Consider the following 15,150-nt stretch of genomic DNA (forward strand, 5'->3'; position numbering starts at 1 on the left):
TTTTATACATTTTTAGAATCAGTTTTTATTTAGTAAGTTGTATTAACATTCCAACTATTCCGATTATCAAACATAAAGGTGAAAAAAGTTTTGTATCCAATTTTCCGAAATCAGTTTGCTTAACGCTCTTAAAAAATCCTACATATTTAAATTCACCTATTGCTCGTAAAAGGAATACTATTGGTATTATCAAACTTTCATATTTCATAATCCACTCAGGTAAATTGTATTCAATAAGTCCAGATTTAAGAATATAAAAAAATCCAAATGCTGTTAATCCAATTCCAACTATCGCACTATCAATTTTTTTCGGATTCAATACTCTTTCTCCGCTTTCCTTGGTCGGTAACGATTATAGCATGCCAGATTTTCCTCCGATGGCCCAATTGAAATGAATCAGCCCAAGTCCAATTAGTATTATGCTTAATAAAATTGATAGAATCATAGTTTTCTGTTTGTGGTTCTGCTTACGCACAACGTTCAGGCTATGGTTAGTACGGGAATTAAAATTACTAAATTTCCGATTAAGCGCTTAACCAAAACTTTTTATTTTGTTTTATCTTTTCTTTATAAAGCCAAATCAAAAAGATTTGGCAGACTTCATTTAAAGCTCGAAACTTTAGGTTAAGCACCTTAACACGTATTAATTAGAGCCATTGTTGGCTACTGCCTTTTTCGATTTCTATGTCAAAGTACTGTTTCAATTTCGTCTCAAACTCATTCTCCTTAAATTCTATTTCTTCCTCAATTCCCAAGCGAGTATACTTCAATTGTGAATTATTGAGTGTAATCCTCCCATCTTTTTTTGCAATTGAGATTAGTTTCTTTTTTGTAAAATGTGAATTGTTACTGGTTTGATGAAATTTGCATCTCTCTTCAAATTCTTGAAATTTTCGTTCCTTATCCCTAAAAATATATTGAGGAATTAAATTATTGTTTATTATTTCATTTATTCGGTAGTAATTAATGTCGTGTTTGTCAAATTTAAATTGACCAAATGCATCTTCAATCCTTTCGGTCGTTTGTAACTGTAAAGGTTCCAAAGAAAATTTTCCAAACCCCACATCAACCAAATATTCATTATTTTCTATATTCACGATAATAGCTAAATGGTCATATTCTGGACTGTACTCACCATTTTTTGTATGAACTCTTGCTGAAATAAGTTTTGCATTGAATCCGATTTGTTTTAATAAGTAATGGAATAGCCCATTTAGTTCATAACAAAATCCACCACGTTTATCGATGATTATTTTTTGGTATATTTCATCAATAGAAAGATTTATTTTTTTGCCATAATGAATGTCAAGATTCTCAAAGGGAATATTTAGAAGATGTTTTTTTTGAAGTTTAAAAAGAACATCTTCATCGATGCTAGTAGCACCTTGAAAATCTATTCGCTTTAGATATTGTGATATGTCCATTTAGATTATTGTATTGATTCTATGAACATATCTAACTTATTCTTCACGGAAATTGGTATTCCTCCTTCTTCAATCCAACAATGTACATCAGAGGTATAATTCATTCCAAGATATTTAGCGGTTTCTATAAAGGGCATATGAAATCCATTCTTTAGTTTTCTATCCGAACCGCAACTTATAACTGCCATTTCCATACCTCTCAATTTTCTACCCGTTTCCTTTTTAATTTTCAAACAATCTGAAATTCTGTCGAAAAAGGTTTTCATAATTCCGCTCATTGAATACCAATAAACAGGAGTTGCAAAAACTATAATCTCATAAGTATCCACTATTTCTTGAATTAATGGATGAAAATCATCGTTCCGATTTTTGAATTCATAATCAAATTCCGAGATGCTTTTCGTTTTTAAATCAATTATCGGATAGCTTAATTTATCGTGCACAAATGAAACTATTTTTCTTGTTTCACCATCGCTGTTAGCACTACCGAGAATTATAACTCCTTTCTTCATTGAAATTTTTCTGTTTGTTTAGGTTGTTGCCAACACCCAGCTATCTTGTACCCGGTGTTGATATATTATAATATCTACACTTTTATATACTGTTGTTTGTGGACTTTTTCCTTTTTGTAAACACGTGCGATAATATTAGAAACAAGAATGCTATTCCAAAGCCTAAAATTCCAATATTAATTAATAATACTGTCTTTTCACTTCCATCGAGGTATTTTATAGAACCACCATATCCATCCTTTAAGAAAAATGCTAATAAAAATCCTCCCATAACTATGAGACTTAATAAAGTGCTTAGTCGGACTTCTTTTTTATACCAAACTAACCACAAGCATACTACGCCTATACTTGAGTTGGTAATCAGTTGCCAAACTTCATGGATTCGTGCATGAGCCGTCCAATCGGGATTCCAAACATGCGTTTCATTGATATCCAAATAGGGTACGACAAATGCATATAGAACTACACTAAATGTTATTGCTATTTTCTTTATCATTACTTTTTTTTTTAGATTTACACAATTAATTTCATGTGATGTATTTCACTTCAATTATTCTCAAATTTGAGAAAATCTTTTAATCAAGAGAGTTACCATTAAGTGTATTATTTATTTCGTCTCTAAATTCTTGATAATATAATAAAACACCGCCTGGGTCCTCAATTTGTGGCCAATGTCCAATGTCCTGCCAAAGAAGCTTTACGTTAGGATTGGGAATTAGTTCTTTATATCGATTAGCCATATGAATGCCAGAATTGGGATCAAATGGCCCATTTATAAAGCACATGGGAATCTTCGTGTTTTGCATGGCACTTATCCATCTTTCTTGATGGTTTAATTTGTCAAAAACCAGTCTACCTATTAAATATGCGATTGACTTGCCGTCGTTATAATTTAAAATATCCCAGAATTGATTTATGAGTTTTTCCGTGGGGAGGGTGTAGGGACCAAAAACTGATTGTATCGATTTTTTCAACTTCTTTTTAGTGAGAAGCTTGCTCAACAACTTACCAATAGGCTTAGGAGATTGTGAAAGCAACCGTTGTATTATTCTAGGTTTGTAACTATCCATAAACAAACCACCGTTCATAAATGCCACCGATTTTATTTTAAAGCAGTTCTGTGATGCTAAGTCCCTAGCTAACAATTCTTGAACAATACTGACTCCTAAATCATGTGACAGAATATGGGTTTGCTTAATGCCCCAAAACTCAATTAGAAAATTGACCATTTCACAATGCTCATGAAAGCTATAGTCATGATCTTTGGGTTTATCAGAAAACCCCATACCCAAATAATCAAATGTAAAAACGGTGTAACCTTTTACTAGATTTTTCCAAACAAATTTCCACTCGAAGCTATTGAAAGGATACCCATGAAGTATTAAAAGGTTAGGACCGCTACCTTCCTTTATGTAAAATACTTGATGACCGTTTACATCTATTTTTCGACCTTTCTTCTTCCATGCAACCACTTCTTTGTCCATAAATAGTTTATTATGGTTAGTACTATCACAAAGTTACTTATTAGGTATGATAGAAATTTGTAAAAATCGGTCGTTTTCGTTGTCTGATAGGCTTTTTGGAGTGTTGTTGGTATATTTTTTTATTTCTTTATTAAAATGGGATCTATCGTAATAATTTTGGTTTGACAATAAATCTCCTTTTTTGATGTCTTTAAATGATGCCGAACATCGTAATATATTACAATAGCTTTTTAATGAAAGCCCAAACATTTTTTTAAAATATCTGTTGATTTGCCTGCTAGACCAAACTAATTTGTCGGTATAAAAACTCACGCTTTCATTGCCCTTAGTTTGGCTCAATAACCTGAATAGATGAATTTTTCGATGGTCTAGATTTTTTTCTTTATTAACTTCTTGACTTATTATTGAGCTTAACTTATCCATTGTATCTACGTTTTCGGAAAAATCAAACGAATTTAGACCCCAAAAAGCATCGGGCAATTTTTTTTCGGAGTTTAACAACGGCCCAATACTTTCGTAGAAGACATATTCCACAGCTGGTAATTTGAACTGTATTCCGAAAAGTTGATGATTTGGAGGAATGACCACTTCAACTTCTTTTTTATATAGTCCTGTTAGCACGGTACTTTGGAATTTGTAATTATCAAAGCGAACGATAACATCAAAAAAACCGTCAGGTAAAATAGTATAATTAAGATTTTTTGATGAATCGTTATCTAACCACCAGAAACATCTGACGTACTTTTTTAAAAACTCATTAGGTGCTTGTTGGTAGTAGGTCATGTTTAATAATTCAAGTCTGTGTCATCGTGTTAGAAAAGTAGTGGATTTAATATACTGACCTTTCATAAAAATACTTGTATAAATATAAAAAAGCGATTTCGATTAAACTCCGAAACCGCTATTATTTTTAGTATTGTTAGCATTAGTTTTTTACCGTTCTATTTTTTGAACTTACTCGTTAATTCCGTCCACTTTCATAATTGGTCGAACTTCTATTCGCCATTTACCGTCCTCAAATCTTGGGTCAGATTTTGCGATTCCAATTGCTTCGCTTAAATCGCTTGCTAGAATATGATAATATCCCGAAATAACTTCTTTGGTTTCGTAAAATGGTCCGTCTGTAAAACTCCCATTCTCAAAAGATAAAATACGGCCTTGTATTTCCAAAGGTTGGGCAGATTTCATTTTTCCTTCGCCAACCATTTTTTTGATAAATCCGCCAACTTTTTGAACGTGTTCTTGTTGTTGTTCTGGTGATAAATTAGTTATAGGATTTCCTTCGCTTCTAATAAATAACATAAATTCTTTCATAATTAATGTTTTTAAATGATTATTTTTTATTTCCATAATGTTAAAATTAATGCTGAAGTTATCAGCATTAATAGCGTATTGAAAATATCTAAAATTAGTATTCCTAAAGGTAGTTTTGCAAATTTGTAATGAGGGATACTATCAGGTAAAGTAACTCCAACCCAAATTAGAGTAGCCAAACCGATTGCCGAAAATATATTGTTTGTTCCCGTCTATAATATGATGAATGCCATCATAAAAGACATAAAAAAAGCTGTAATCAAAGCTAAAAGATGTGGTGTCTTTCCCATAGCTTTTACTTCATCAGGATTAGTTTTTAATAGTTTCATCCATTTGGCACCAAAAAGAAGAGGTGAATACCATAAGAGACCAATAAATTGAATAACGAAGGTTGTAACAATTACAGCTATATAATTGATTTGTTCCATAATGTTTAATTTATTCCTTCAACTTTTTTAATTGGACGGATTACAATTTCCCATCCTTCTTACTCAAACCTTGGGTCTGCTTTTGCAATGGTTATCGCTTCTTCCATATTTACAGCTAAAATATGATAATATCCAGCGATAACTTTATTGTCTTTGTTCAGTTCGGTTTCACTAAAAGCACCTTTGTTACTTGATATTTTAGTTCCTTCCATTTCTAAAGGCTGTGCATCTTTTAGTTTTCCTGTTTTGGCTAAATTTTTAATATAAGCTCCGATTTTTTGAATATGTAACTGTTGTTTTTCGGATGAGAGGTCGCTAACACGATTGCCATCTGAATAGACATAAAACATAAACTCTTGTTGAACTTCTGCTTTGCTGTTAGATTGAGAAAAGCTGTTTGAAATAGTCATAAAGACCATTAAGGCAATAAAAAACTTCTTCATAATATGTTTAATTAATAGATTATATCTTTATAACAATCGAGTTTGTTAAATAGGGACAACTTCTATTAATTTTTTTTGAAGCAAATTTACATCTCGCTCATTTTTAGTTAATGAAATTGCCTTTTTATAGCTGTTTTTGGCTTTTTCTGTATCGTTCTCTAACCTGTAAAGTTCAGCAAAAGTTGAATGGAAAAGATGATTTCTGTCAATTGTAGTCCTATTTCCAAGTTTTTCCAATTCCAATATAGCGTTTCTGTTTCCCTTTACTTTGGAAAGAGCCACACTTCTATTCAGTCGTATGATTGGTGTATCATCTAATTCGATAAGATTGTCATAAAGTGATAAAATTTCTTCCCAATCTGTCTTTTCAAAACTTGGTGCTATACAATGATTTGCGGAAATAGTTGCTAAAATCAGATAAATGGAAACTTGTTTTTCGGTAATTGCTTGATTCAGATTGTGAATCTCTTTATGAATTAATTCTTGATTCCAATTTTTTCTGTCTTGTTTGTCCATTTCAATAATTGAATTGGTCGCATTCATTCGTGAATCAAAACGAGAAGCATTAAAGTACATTAAAGCCAAAAGAGAGTAACAGTCAGCTTTTTTTTCAATTTTATCATTTTTTACTAAAATTTCCGTCATTCGGATGGCTTCAAGACACAAGTCGTATCTAATCAGCTCATTTTTTTGTGTAGGACTATAACCTTCGTTAAAAAGCAAAAAAATCGTTTTTAAAACAATTGGAAGATTTTCGCTAAAGTTTTTCGAAAGTTCAAAACCTACGTTGTTTGTTCGCAATTGCTTTCTACCTCTTACCAATTGTTTATTTATGGTTTCTGTTGAAGTAAAAAAACAATTGGCTATTTCTGAAATGCTAAATCCGCAAAGAATTTTTAGGATTAGTGCAATTTGTGAATTTTCGGAAATTGAAGGATGACAACAAACGAACATCATTTTTAGTTGTTCGTCAGAAATGAGTTCTTCTGAAATTTGCAAATTTTCCAATTGTTCAGAATTTTGTTCAATCGTTTGGTCGTTAAATTCTGATTGATACTTTTTTCGTTTTAGAATATTAAGCGTCAGGTTTTTTGCGGTCGTGTACAACCAGGCCTGGTTTTTTTTTGGCACTCCATTGTGTTGCCAATAATCAACTGCTTTCAGTAAGGTTTCCTGCACAATGTCTTCCGCAGTCTGGACATTTTAGGTTCCAATGTATTTTGTAATAACAGAAACCATTTTTCCGTACTCATTTCTGAAAAAATGTTCGGTTAATTCTCGGCTATATTTTTCATACATAATTGGCAACAATTTTATTTCACTAGTAAATATATAAATGTTTGTTATTTGCTTTTAATAAACTTATTTTTTTCATTTATAATAAATCCTATCATTAAAATCGGTAAAATAGAGAAGAATCCAAATGAAATCGTACCACCCAAAAATATGAGAACGGTTGATATACAAAAAGTAATAGCTAATATTATAGCTCCAAGATTTCTCAATTTTTTAAATATCAAAAGACTACTTCCAATTATTTGAATTGAACCAAAAATAATGAGTAGCGTTTCACTAAAACCAACTCCTTTAAAAAAAGCCATTTCGCCAGGAATGAGCATTATTTTAGCTACACCAGAGCTTATACCCAATCCGATTAAAAGGATTAAAACTATAATCTTAAATATTCTCATTTTTCATTTCTCTTGTGTGACCATAGGACCTAAGGTTTTACCGCCTAACAAATGTAATTGTAAATGAAATACGGACTGTCCTGCATCTTCATTAATATTCATGATAAGTCGGTATCCAGATTCAGAAATGCCTTGTTCTTTAGCTAGTTTTTTAGCCACTAAAAACAGTTTTCCTAGTAATAGAGTGCCTTCTTGGGAAACTTCATTAATAGTGTGAATTTCCTTTTTTGGAACAATTAGTAAATGAACAGGTGCTTGAAGTCGCAAAGGAACGAAGGCAATAATATCTTCATTCTCATACTCAATGGTAGCTTTTATCTCTCTATTAATAATTTTGGTAAACACAGAACTCTTCTCAATTTTTTTTGCTTTATTTATTTGATATTCAGAACTCTGACTCCAGCAAATTGACGGACCTAAAAATAAGAGTATGATTAAATAGGATACATTTTTCATAATGATTGTTTTTAGTGTCTAGTTTGATCGGTTTTCAACTTTGGCAATTATTGAATTTTTTGTTTAGGATCATTGTACACAAAATGACGTTCAACTTGTTGATATGAAAAGTTGCATGTTTTCGTGCGATAATTTTCCTAATAAAATTCAAAATCTAGCAAACGAGCAACTAACTTTGGATTAGCTAAAACTAGCAAATTTTATTGCATCCTTGTAAAAGCGGCCTGTTGAGTATCTTTAAGATTCACAAAAACTATAAGATATGAACACTCTACAGACTAAGCCATCTAGGTTATTCATTGGTATTGATATACACAGGAGACTTTGGAAAATACATTGTGCAACAAATTTATCTGGCCTTAAGACATTTTCTATGCAACCACAGCCTAAACTTCTTAAAGACTATGCAGATAAGCATTATTCAGGACGGGACAAATGAAGTAACAACAGCTTACGAAGCTGGTTGCTGTGGTTATAACACTCACCGTTGTTATATATCATACGGTTGGAACTTCTTTATTGCAATCCAGCCGATATCTTCAGAGAAGGCAAAGAACACCATACAAAGACCTATCTTATCGATGCTCATCTCATTATTGTTCGGAAGTTGAAAGATGGTCGTCCAGACAGTATTCACCTTACAGATAAGAAGCGCGAACAGTCGCATAGTCTTTTGAGAAAAAGGAACGAACTGGGAAATAGCTACCACGTGATTTAAAAATGATTAAGGCACAATTTCTTTATTATGGAATAGTAGTACCAGAAGCATACGATAACAACCACTGAAACCATAACTGCCGCAATTAGCTGGACAATCTGGACTTAGATTTTCAGGAGGCACGACTGGCTATGGATAGCAAGTTGAGACAGTTTAAATTCATAGATCAAGAAATAAGATATGTATCCACACAGTCTCGCAAGCATTGAAAGAAAGAAGATAAAACAGAATATATGTTACTTAAAAATATACCAGAAATAGGAGAAATAGTAGCTTGCTGTATTCTGTTTAAATTGGGCAACCTTCCTAGATTTGGTAGTTTAAAATATCTTGCTGGTTATGTAGGGATCGCCCCAGGAATCCATCAAAGCGATGATGATTTAAAAACTATTGGAATTACAAAACGTTCGCATCGATTGATACTTAGTTATTTCATTGAAACCTCATGGCAATCGATATGTGCAAAACCCGTAATGCAAGCTGATTATCCTAAGCATCAAGGCAAGAATATAAAATCGATTATTAAAAAAGTAGTTAGAAAACTACTGAGTAGAAACCTAGCGATCATAAAAATATAAATCCCTTATCAAACAGGAGTCATAGAATAACGCTTTCGCGAAAGCGAATACATAAAGAAATGAAAAACATAAAATAACAATAAAGCTCCCTAAAAAATAATCAAAACCTGTATCACAAAACAATGTAGATGACCACCTTTCAAGTTACGAACACCCTTTATAGCGAGTGGTAAGGTTTATTATAAATGTAATCATACAGATTCCCGTGAAGACCATAAGAGTCTACCGCTTATAGGATGGGGAGCAAGTGATAGTACTTAAATGTTGACCATCATCAACAAACAGAAGAAGATTGCCAACATTTAAACACTACAGCAATATCAACAATATGAACTAATTAAAAAATAGAATAGAGAACCCTAAAAGGGCTTTTTATAGGGTACATCATTAGCAGCTGGATTTATTCTTCTGCTTTGCCAAAACCCACACTACTTCTATATAACTGAGGAGAAATATCAGTCTTCTTTTTAAATAACCTATTAAAATAATACTCGTCTTCGTAACCCATTTCATAGGCTATTTCTTTTACTGTTTTATTTGTTAAATACAATTCTCTCTTTGCTTCTATAATTATTCTTTCCGTTAGCAGTTCTTTGAAAGTTTTATTGTAATGTACTTTCACTAATTTACTCAATGCTTTTTGCGATACATTAAGCTGACTGGAATATTCTGAAGTAGAATGTATTGTTTTGAATTGATGCTCTATCAAATCTTTTAATTGTTGTAGCTTTTCAGGTTCTACCTCGGTCAGAGGCTCAATATTTATGATTTCAGATTTTATTCTGCTGGCAGTAATTAGCAATATTTTGATGTAAGAAATAAGCATCTCATATTGTGCTAATGAGGTATTTCTAATTTCTTTTTTTATGTTCTCAATCAGGTTTTCAAAAGTTTGCTCTGTGGACGTATTTACTGAAAAAATAGGTGACTGATGAATGTTGTTAAATAGCACACCGTTACATGTTACTTCTGTATGGTGCTTATGAATACAGAAAAAATCAGAGTGGAAATAAATGGCAATCCCTTTACATTTTTCGCCTTGAATCATAAAAGGTTGATAAGGAGCAAACGCAAACATTACATTTTTTTCCAGATCATATTCAGAGTATACTGTTCGTAGAGAACCTATTCCTCTTTTCAGCCAAATAAGCGTAAAGTAATTATTTCTTTGAAGGTGGTCAAAATGTGAATTATCGTCAAAAAACAGCAATTTAAAAGCCAAGTCTCCCGACTGCTGATTTATTATTGTATGTGATTGTTTTTTATTCATAGCTTAAAACTACAACTTTCTCTAGTTTTTAAGAATTTAAAGATCATTTATACCTTCAAACCCTTTTATCATCAATCTATTTTCATTAAATTACTACATTTCATTAACATACCTTCTACACCAATTATCATCCGTTCTCTCCATTCATATTCGAATTAGACTGCAATTTTACTACCTGAAAATCACCATAAATTTTTCTAAAGTTTGTAGTCCAGTCCTTTTTCCATTTTTCCTTTAAAAAAATGACTTACTTCCTCTCGTCAGGTTATGAAAAGGCTTCGTTTACGCCACTCTGTATTTAAACTTTAAGCAATACTTATCAAGGTAATGTTTTTGGAGCTCCAAGCTTTCTCAGTCAATTGAACCTTTTCTTTGGCAGTTTTGAGTATAAAAGAAGGTATAGGACATTTTGTTTTTCTCATCTTCATTAATTTAAAATTCTCGAGAGTTTTGTAACTCCCGAGAATAATAATTTTAAACTTGTAGTAATAGGTTTGCCAATTCGATTGGTTTTTCAATCTGCGGCACGTGCCCAGTGTTGATGGTCAATTTTGTTCCTATTTTACATACATCAATCAAATGTTGTTGAGCATTTTGACTAATAACTTTGTCCTTAGCACATATAATATAAGCTTTTGGAATTTGGTCAAAGTTGACAGTAGTAGTTACAGGAACAAAAAATGGCTGAGTTGGTTCATTAACCAAGTTTGGAGCAGATGCCTTTATTTGATCCTTAGTAGCACCATTATAAACAACATTCACCAAGGTTTCTTCACTAACAGTAGCCCAACTTTCATCCTCAGCAAAAATTAAATTTTGTAACAATTGACTTTCTTTATCTTCACTTAAAATATCAAAAACGGTTTTCTCATTATTTGGCACCATAGCAGAGATAAAAATTAGTTTCTCGATTTTTTCAGGAACTTTTTCAACTACTTTGGTGATTACAAAACCTCCAAGACTATGTCCCACTAAAATCACTTTTCCATCCAGATCATTTAACTCTTTAATAACCTTTTCTGCATAAATGTCTAAAGTCACATCAGGAATTTTGGTTTTATCATCTCCATGTGCTGGAAGATCAAAAGTTACTACATTTACACCTGAGTTCTCAAGTGCTGCTTTTGTTTGAGCGAATGACCAGCCTCCATGCCAAGATCCATGGACTAATACGTATGTTTTTTTTGAATTATTCATATTGTTCTTTATTAATTATCATTACAAATATCAGCAACTAGGGCTACCAATAAAATGGACAAATAACGCTTTATGATGGATTTATTTGACTCAAAATTACTGCCAACTGGTTATTCTATGAAATGTAGTGCATAAAATAAGCAGTTTCGCTTCGGATTAATACGAGCCACATTTAAAAAAGTGGCGTCTCGCAAATATGCCCGAACCTTCGGTTTGGTATAGACTCATGTTTTATAGTATCAATGTAAAAGTAACCTGTCGAGTATCTTTAAGATTTACAAAATAAAAAGATATTAACACTTCACAAACTGCGACACCTAAGCCATTCATTGATATTGGCATACAGATATCTAAGAGTTTAAGATATTTTCTATTCAACCACAACCTAAACTTCCTAATGACTATGCAGATAAGGTCACTATTTAGATTAAGAAGTACCACAGTTCATGAGGCTGTTTGCTGCGGTAACAATTCGCATCCGTGTTTTGAATCCTACGGCAGGAGATCACTAGTCGTTAATCCAGTTGGTATACATCGAAAGACAAAGAACGACATACAAAAATCAATCGCATCGATTGATGAAACTTACGTTTCTGTATTGCATAAATAGTAAAATTTAAATAAATTAAAAAAGGCTCCAGAATCCAATGAACTAATCTAAGAGCCTGGAATAATAATACCTCAAATTAATGAAGAAAAAAGTTGTTTTTCACTTCAGTTCTTTGCTACGCTTAGTGTTTTTCCGCAAGTACTTTTAATTCCTTGTTCATTTGTTCAAATCCATTCCTCGTGTTCTTGTCTAAACTCTTTGAAAATAAGTTAACTAAAATCCCGCTAAAATTTTCACTCTGCTCAAAATTAACAGACCCATCTTCATTGTCGGTCAGGTAGAATCTATGCTCTCCATCAAAAAGACCTTTGTATAAAAGATGACCTAACCACTTGAACTCGATATTTTCCTTAAATGTCATAACAACAGGTTTAAAAATCATTCCCTGTAATTTTACTTTGATTCGGTTTCCAACTATCACTTCTCCAGAAACCGATTTAATGAACGAATTCCAATCGGAATATTTTTCAAAGTCCGTAAGTATTTCCCATGTCTTTTGCCTGCTTGCATTTATAGTAATCGATGTTTTAATCTGCTTTGTCATAATATTTAATTTATCTGACAAAGTTAGTTGCAGATAGAGCTTTTGCTCTTGATAAAAATCAAGAAATCTTTTTGTTCCTTATTCTGCTGAACGTCTCGGGCGACATCCCTAACATTGATGCGAGATATTGTAGCGGAACTTGGTTAAAAAGCTCCTTGCTATTTTCAAAAAGTTTGTCGTAACGTTCTTCAGCACTAAGAGAAAGATGGCTAAAAATCCTATCTTCTAGTTGAATGAAGCAACCTGCAATAAATTGTTTCTCCATTTCAGACCAATTCGGCACAATATTATTCAAAAGAGCATAGTTTTCTTTATTGATTGTGTAGAGTTCACAATCGTTTAAGGCTTGAATATTCCATCTTGCCCTTTGTTTGAAATTAAAACTGTTTAAATCAGTCAAAAAATAGCCTTTTGAAGAAATCCATTGCGTAACTTCCTTGTCTTTAGCAGTTGCAAAAACGCGGATAAAACCACTTCGTACAAAACTAAGTTTTTCGCAATATTGACCAGATTTCGAGAAGTATTCTCCTTTTTTAAGTTCCGATTCCGTGAACAAGGATGTTATTTTGTCCATATTCTCGTTGGTAATTCCAAAATAGGAAGTAATATATTTCTGTAATTCTGTCATTTTTTTAGTTATGTTACGACAATGTATTGTCCTGAAATATGGCTACAGGTTAAAAATTGATTTACGCTGTTTTTAAATATACGATATTCGGTGTTGGCATTAATTACTCCACGCCTTCTCCTAATAAATATACTTTTTCCAGCCATTTTTTTCTAAAATTAGAAGTTGAATTTTTGATTGGTACAATATAAGTTACTTTAACTGGATTTATTCCGCAAAATTGCAAAGTCCCTTTTTTGAACTGATTTATTGCTGGTCTGTTCATAATTAAAAAATCATACCATTTTGGCGTATCAGCTGTAATAATCAAGCGAGCCGATTTTCCTTTCAAGAGCATTTCTGGTAATGGTTTTCCCTCAATTGGTTGATAGGTAATACTTGGAACAAATGCTCTGTCGATAAATCCTTTCATTAATGCAGGATGGCCATACCACCACATTGGAAATATCCATACGATATGATCAGCTTTTTTTATTTTGTCTATTGCATCAACTAAATCGGGTTCTAATTCCATTCTTTTTCGATAACCAAACTTTAGATTAGGATTAAATTCCAATTCAGAAATGTTAATTTGGCTCAATTTTGAATTTGTTTTATTTGCGCCTTTTAAATAAGCTTCAGATAACGCATAATTATAGCTCTGCTTGTCAGGATGACCGTTAATTATTAAAACTTGTTTCATATTTGCTCTTTATCTTTTTACAAAGAACAGGACTATGAAACTTTTTTGAAAGGACATTTGTCTAATTCGAAATCGACTTTCTTATTCGACTCAAATGCCTTTGAGTAATTCCTAAATATGAAGAAAGGAAGTTAAGAGGAATTAACTGTAAAAACTCAGGTTGGTTAGTGAGTAAATCGAGATACCGTTTTTCAGCAGTTTCTTTTTGTAACAAGAAAATCCTTTTTTCCATTTTAATATATTCTTGTTCAGCGATAAACTTAAAAAATTTTAACCAGTTAGTACTTGATTGCTCTAATTTAAGAATCCCATCTCTTGAGATAGTTAATAACTCAATGTCAGTTATGGCTTGGATATTTTCAGCAGTTTTTTTTTGTGATAAAAATGATGAGTAAGCACTAACAAAAGAACTGGAAAAAGTAAAGCAATATGTTACTTCTTCTTCTGATGATGAATGATAAAACGATCTAAATAATCCAGAAATTACAAAACCAACTTCTTTAGATATCTGACCTTCTTTGATAAAAAAATCGACTTTTTTTAGCTTTTTATGAACTGCCTTTTTTTCAAATAAATCAATTTCGTCTTTGGTCAGTATTTCAAATGTTTCTAAATAGTTTCTCATTTTTTTAATGTTCGTTAAGGCACATTGTTTTGTATTAAACTGATATAGGTTGACCTTTTTTAGGTTTAATTTGAACTAGCTATTTTCTAAATTAGAAGTTCAGTTAAATTTACGTTATTTCTACGATATGATTTATATTTTATATTCGGATTCAAATGCACTTCCGCAGGTTTTCTTAAATCTAGGCTAAAATGGGTTCTTAAATTGTTGTAAATAGATACTGCTTGTTTTGTTATTTGCTGAGCAATAACCGTATTTTTAATGCAGTTTCTAAGTCCATATTCATATTTTAAAGTTCTATTAATCCTTTCTGCAATTGCATTTTCGTATGGGTCGTATTGTTCTGTCATACTCATCATGATGCCGTTACTTTCGGCAAATTCTGTATATTTTGGATTGCAATACTGAAAACCTCTATCTGAATGATGAATGAGTTTTTTATTAGGGTATTTTCTGTTTTTAATAGCCATTTGAAGCGCTTCAGTACAAAGTGATGTCTTCATGTTGTTGTCTAATTTATAGCCCATAATTTGTTTAGAATAAGCA

At 32.0% G+C, this 15,150-nt stretch carries 21 protein-coding genes and 1 pseudogene; 2 read left to right on the forward strand and 20 right to left on the reverse strand.

Translation table 11 applies throughout. The features are described 5' to 3' along the window. Window positions 1-25 precede the first annotated feature (25 nt). The 13 genes and pseudogenes from CXF67_RS14845 to CXF67_RS14900 all read right to left on the reverse strand — a co-directional run bounded on the left by CXF67_RS14845 (window position 26) and on the right by CXF67_RS14900 (window position 7,752). Window positions 26-319: a DUF3995 domain-containing protein gene (locus CXF67_RS14845; protein ID WP_374702253.1), complete on the reverse strand. Its 294-nt coding sequence runs from the start codon at window positions 317-319 to the stop codon at window positions 26-28. Window positions 320-647: 328 nt separating this feature from the next. Beyond that, a complete protein-coding gene (locus CXF67_RS14850; RefSeq protein WP_102089453.1) occupies window positions 648-1,424 on the reverse strand; it encodes an arylamine N-acetyltransferase family protein in 777 nt (258 codons plus the stop codon). A gap of 5 nt (window positions 1,425-1,429) precedes the next feature. Continuing rightward, window positions 1,430-1,936, reverse strand: a complete 507-nt coding sequence (locus CXF67_RS14855) for a flavodoxin family protein (protein WP_102089454.1) — start codon at window positions 1,934-1,936, stop codon at window positions 1,430-1,432. A gap of 82 nt (window positions 1,937-2,018) precedes the next feature. Then, window positions 2,019-2,432: a hypothetical protein gene (locus CXF67_RS14860; RefSeq protein ID WP_102089455.1), complete on the reverse strand. Its 414-nt coding sequence runs from the start codon at window positions 2,430-2,432 to the stop codon at window positions 2,019-2,021. A 79-nt stretch (window positions 2,433-2,511) separates the two neighbouring features. After that, window positions 2,512-3,420 (reverse strand): alpha/beta fold hydrolase, encoded by a 909-nt coding sequence (locus tag CXF67_RS14865; protein ID WP_102089456.1) that lies wholly within the window; start codon window positions 3,418-3,420, stop codon window positions 2,512-2,514. A gap of 33 nt (window positions 3,421-3,453) precedes the next feature. Beyond that, window positions 3,454-4,203 carry a helix-turn-helix domain-containing protein gene (locus CXF67_RS14870; RefSeq protein WP_102089457.1) on the reverse strand — a complete coding sequence of 250 codons (750 nt, stop codon included), beginning with the start codon at window positions 4,201-4,203 and terminating at the stop codon, window positions 3,454-3,456. Window positions 4,204-4,374: 171 nt separating this feature from the next. Further along, on the reverse strand, window positions 4,375-4,734 hold the full coding sequence (locus CXF67_RS14875) for a YciI family protein (protein ID WP_102089471.1): 360 nt from the start codon (window positions 4,732-4,734) through the stop codon (window positions 4,375-4,377). Window positions 4,735-4,946: 212 nt separating this feature from the next. Next, a complete protein-coding gene (locus CXF67_RS14880; RefSeq protein ID WP_102089458.1) occupies window positions 4,947-5,162 on the reverse strand; it encodes a DUF1761 family protein in 216 nt (71 codons plus the stop codon). 59 nt (window positions 5,163-5,221) lie between these two features. Beyond that, the gene (locus CXF67_RS14885) at window positions 5,222-5,605 is read right to left on the reverse strand and encodes a YciI family protein (protein ID WP_102089459.1); all 384 of its coding nucleotides are present in this window, start codon (window positions 5,603-5,605) and stop codon (window positions 5,222-5,224) included. A gap of 45 nt (window positions 5,606-5,650) precedes the next feature. Continuing rightward, window positions 5,651-6,427, reverse strand: a complete 777-nt coding sequence (locus CXF67_RS14890; RefSeq protein WP_308302198.1) for an RNA polymerase sigma factor — start codon at window positions 6,425-6,427, stop codon at window positions 5,651-5,653. Further along, window positions 6,410-6,790 (reverse strand): annotated as a pseudogene (locus tag CXF67_RS19090) (sigma-70 family RNA polymerase sigma factor); the annotation flags it as partial. The gene CXF67_RS14890 and the pseudogene CXF67_RS19090, both read right to left, overlap by 18 nt. Window positions 6,791-6,948: 158 nt before the next feature. Next, window positions 6,949-7,296, reverse strand: coding sequence for a hypothetical protein (locus tag CXF67_RS14895; protein ID WP_145990481.1), 348 nt, complete (start codon window positions 7,294-7,296; stop codon window positions 6,949-6,951). Between the two features lie 3 nt (window positions 7,297-7,299). Further along, window positions 7,300-7,752 (reverse strand): histidine triad nucleotide-binding protein, encoded by a 453-nt coding sequence (locus CXF67_RS14900; RefSeq protein WP_102089462.1) that lies wholly within the window; start codon window positions 7,750-7,752, stop codon window positions 7,300-7,302. Between the two features lie 262 nt (window positions 7,753-8,014). Between CXF67_RS14900 and CXF67_RS18350 the strand changes: the two genes are divergently transcribed. Together CXF67_RS18350 and CXF67_RS14905 are read left to right on the forward strand one after the other, a co-directional pair. Continuing rightward, window positions 8,015-8,191 (forward strand): hypothetical protein, encoded by a 177-nt coding sequence (locus CXF67_RS18350; protein WP_180957984.1) that lies wholly within the window; start codon window positions 8,015-8,017, stop codon window positions 8,189-8,191. A gap of 512 nt (window positions 8,192-8,703) precedes the next feature. After that, window positions 8,704-9,048, forward strand: a complete 345-nt coding sequence (locus CXF67_RS14905; RefSeq protein ID WP_102089463.1) for a transposase — start codon at window positions 8,704-8,706, stop codon at window positions 9,046-9,048. Between the two features lie 400 nt (window positions 9,049-9,448). Here CXF67_RS14905 and CXF67_RS14910 read toward each other — a convergent pair whose 3' ends face one another. The 7 genes from CXF67_RS14910 to CXF67_RS14940 all read right to left on the reverse strand — a co-directional run. Next, window positions 9,449-10,318: a helix-turn-helix domain-containing protein gene (locus CXF67_RS14910; protein ID WP_102089464.1), complete on the reverse strand. Its 870-nt coding sequence runs from the start codon at window positions 10,316-10,318 to the stop codon at window positions 9,449-9,451. 474 nt (window positions 10,319-10,792) lie between these two features. Further along, window positions 10,793-11,515 carry an alpha/beta fold hydrolase gene (locus CXF67_RS14915; protein WP_102089465.1) on the reverse strand — a complete coding sequence of 241 codons (723 nt, stop codon included), beginning with the start codon at window positions 11,513-11,515 and terminating at the stop codon, window positions 10,793-10,795. A gap of 731 nt (window positions 11,516-12,246) precedes the next feature. Then, window positions 12,247-12,669 (reverse strand): SRPBCC domain-containing protein, encoded by a 423-nt coding sequence (locus CXF67_RS14920; RefSeq protein WP_102089466.1) that lies wholly within the window; start codon window positions 12,667-12,669, stop codon window positions 12,247-12,249. A gap of 58 nt (window positions 12,670-12,727) precedes the next feature. Further along, window positions 12,728-13,297, reverse strand: coding sequence for a Crp/Fnr family transcriptional regulator (locus CXF67_RS14925; RefSeq protein ID WP_102089467.1), 570 nt, complete (start codon window positions 13,295-13,297; stop codon window positions 12,728-12,730). 103 nt (window positions 13,298-13,400) lie between these two features. Further along, window positions 13,401-13,979, reverse strand: a complete 579-nt coding sequence (locus CXF67_RS14930; protein WP_102089468.1) for an NAD(P)H-dependent oxidoreductase — start codon at window positions 13,977-13,979, stop codon at window positions 13,401-13,403. Between the two features lie 61 nt (window positions 13,980-14,040). Then, complete coding sequence (locus CXF67_RS14935; RefSeq protein WP_102089469.1) at window positions 14,041-14,604, reverse strand: Crp/Fnr family transcriptional regulator; 564 nt, start codon at window positions 14,602-14,604, stop codon at window positions 14,041-14,043. 86 nt (window positions 14,605-14,690) lie between these two features. After that, a partial coding sequence (locus CXF67_RS14940) for a DDE-type integrase/transposase/recombinase (RefSeq protein WP_145990482.1) occupies window positions 14,691-15,150 on the reverse strand: 460 nt, incomplete at its 5' end.

This window comes from Psychroflexus sp. MES1-P1E, from assembly GCF_002836055.1.
GTDB lineage: Bacteria > Bacteroidota > Bacteroidia > Flavobacteriales > Flavobacteriaceae > Psychroflexus.

Bases quoted from the DNA above. Each gene is read 5' to 3' on its own strand.
- CXF67_RS14915 (WP_102089465.1), bottom strand. From the start codon at position 11,515: ATGAATAATTCAAAAAAAACATACGTATTAGTCCATGGATCTTGGCAT.
- CXF67_RS14850 (WP_102089453.1), bottom strand. From the start codon at position 1,424: ATGGACATATCACAATATCTAAAGCGAATAGATTTTCAAGGTGCTACT.
- CXF67_RS14900 (WP_102089462.1), bottom strand. From the start codon at position 7,752: ATGAAAAATGTATCCTATTTAATCATACTCTTATTTTTAGGTCCGTCA.
- CXF67_RS14905 (WP_102089463.1), top strand. From the start codon at position 8,704: ATGTTACTTAAAAATATACCAGAAATAGGAGAAATAGTAGCTTGCTGT.
- CXF67_RS14885 (WP_102089459.1), bottom strand. From the start codon at position 5,605: ATGAAGAAGTTTTTTATTGCCTTAATGGTCTTTATGACTATTTCAAAC.
- CXF67_RS14865 (WP_102089456.1), bottom strand. From the start codon at position 3,420: ATGGACAAAGAAGTGGTTGCATGGAAGAAGAAAGGTCGAAAAATAGAT.
- CXF67_RS14875 (WP_102089471.1), bottom strand. From the start codon at position 4,734: ATGAAAGAATTTATGTTATTTATTAGAAGCGAAGGAAATCCTATAACT.
- CXF67_RS14860 (WP_102089455.1), bottom strand. From the start codon at position 2,432: ATGATAAAGAAAATAGCAATAACATTTAGTGTAGTTCTATATGCATTT.
- CXF67_RS14910 (WP_102089464.1), bottom strand. From the start codon at position 10,318: ATGAATAAAAAACAATCACATACAATAATAAATCAGCAGTCGGGAGAC.
- CXF67_RS14925 (WP_102089467.1), bottom strand. From the start codon at position 13,297: ATGACAGAATTACAGAAATATATTACTTCCTATTTTGGAATTACCAAC.
- CXF67_RS14880 (WP_102089458.1), bottom strand. From the start codon at position 5,162: ATGGAACAAATCAATTATATAGCTGTAATTGTTACAACCTTCGTTATT.
- CXF67_RS14935 (WP_102089469.1), bottom strand. From the start codon at position 14,604: ATGAGAAACTATTTAGAAACATTTGAAATACTGACCAAAGACGAAATT.
- CXF67_RS14920 (WP_102089466.1), bottom strand. From the start codon at position 12,669: ATGACAAAGCAGATTAAAACATCGATTACTATAAATGCAAGCAGGCAA.
- CXF67_RS14895 (WP_145990481.1), bottom strand. From the start codon at position 7,296: ATGAGAATATTTAAGATTATAGTTTTAATCCTTTTAATCGGATTGGGT.
- CXF67_RS14855 (WP_102089454.1), bottom strand. From the start codon at position 1,936: ATGAAGAAAGGAGTTATAATTCTCGGTAGTGCTAACAGCGATGGTGAA.
- CXF67_RS14870 (WP_102089457.1), bottom strand. From the start codon at position 4,203: ATGACCTACTACCAACAAGCACCTAATGAGTTTTTAAAAAAGTACGTC.
- CXF67_RS14930 (WP_102089468.1), bottom strand. From the start codon at position 13,979: ATGAAACAAGTTTTAATAATTAACGGTCATCCTGACAAGCAGAGCTAT.
- CXF67_RS18350 (WP_180957984.1), top strand. From the start codon at position 8,015: ATGAACACTCTACAGACTAAGCCATCTAGGTTATTCATTGGTATTGAT.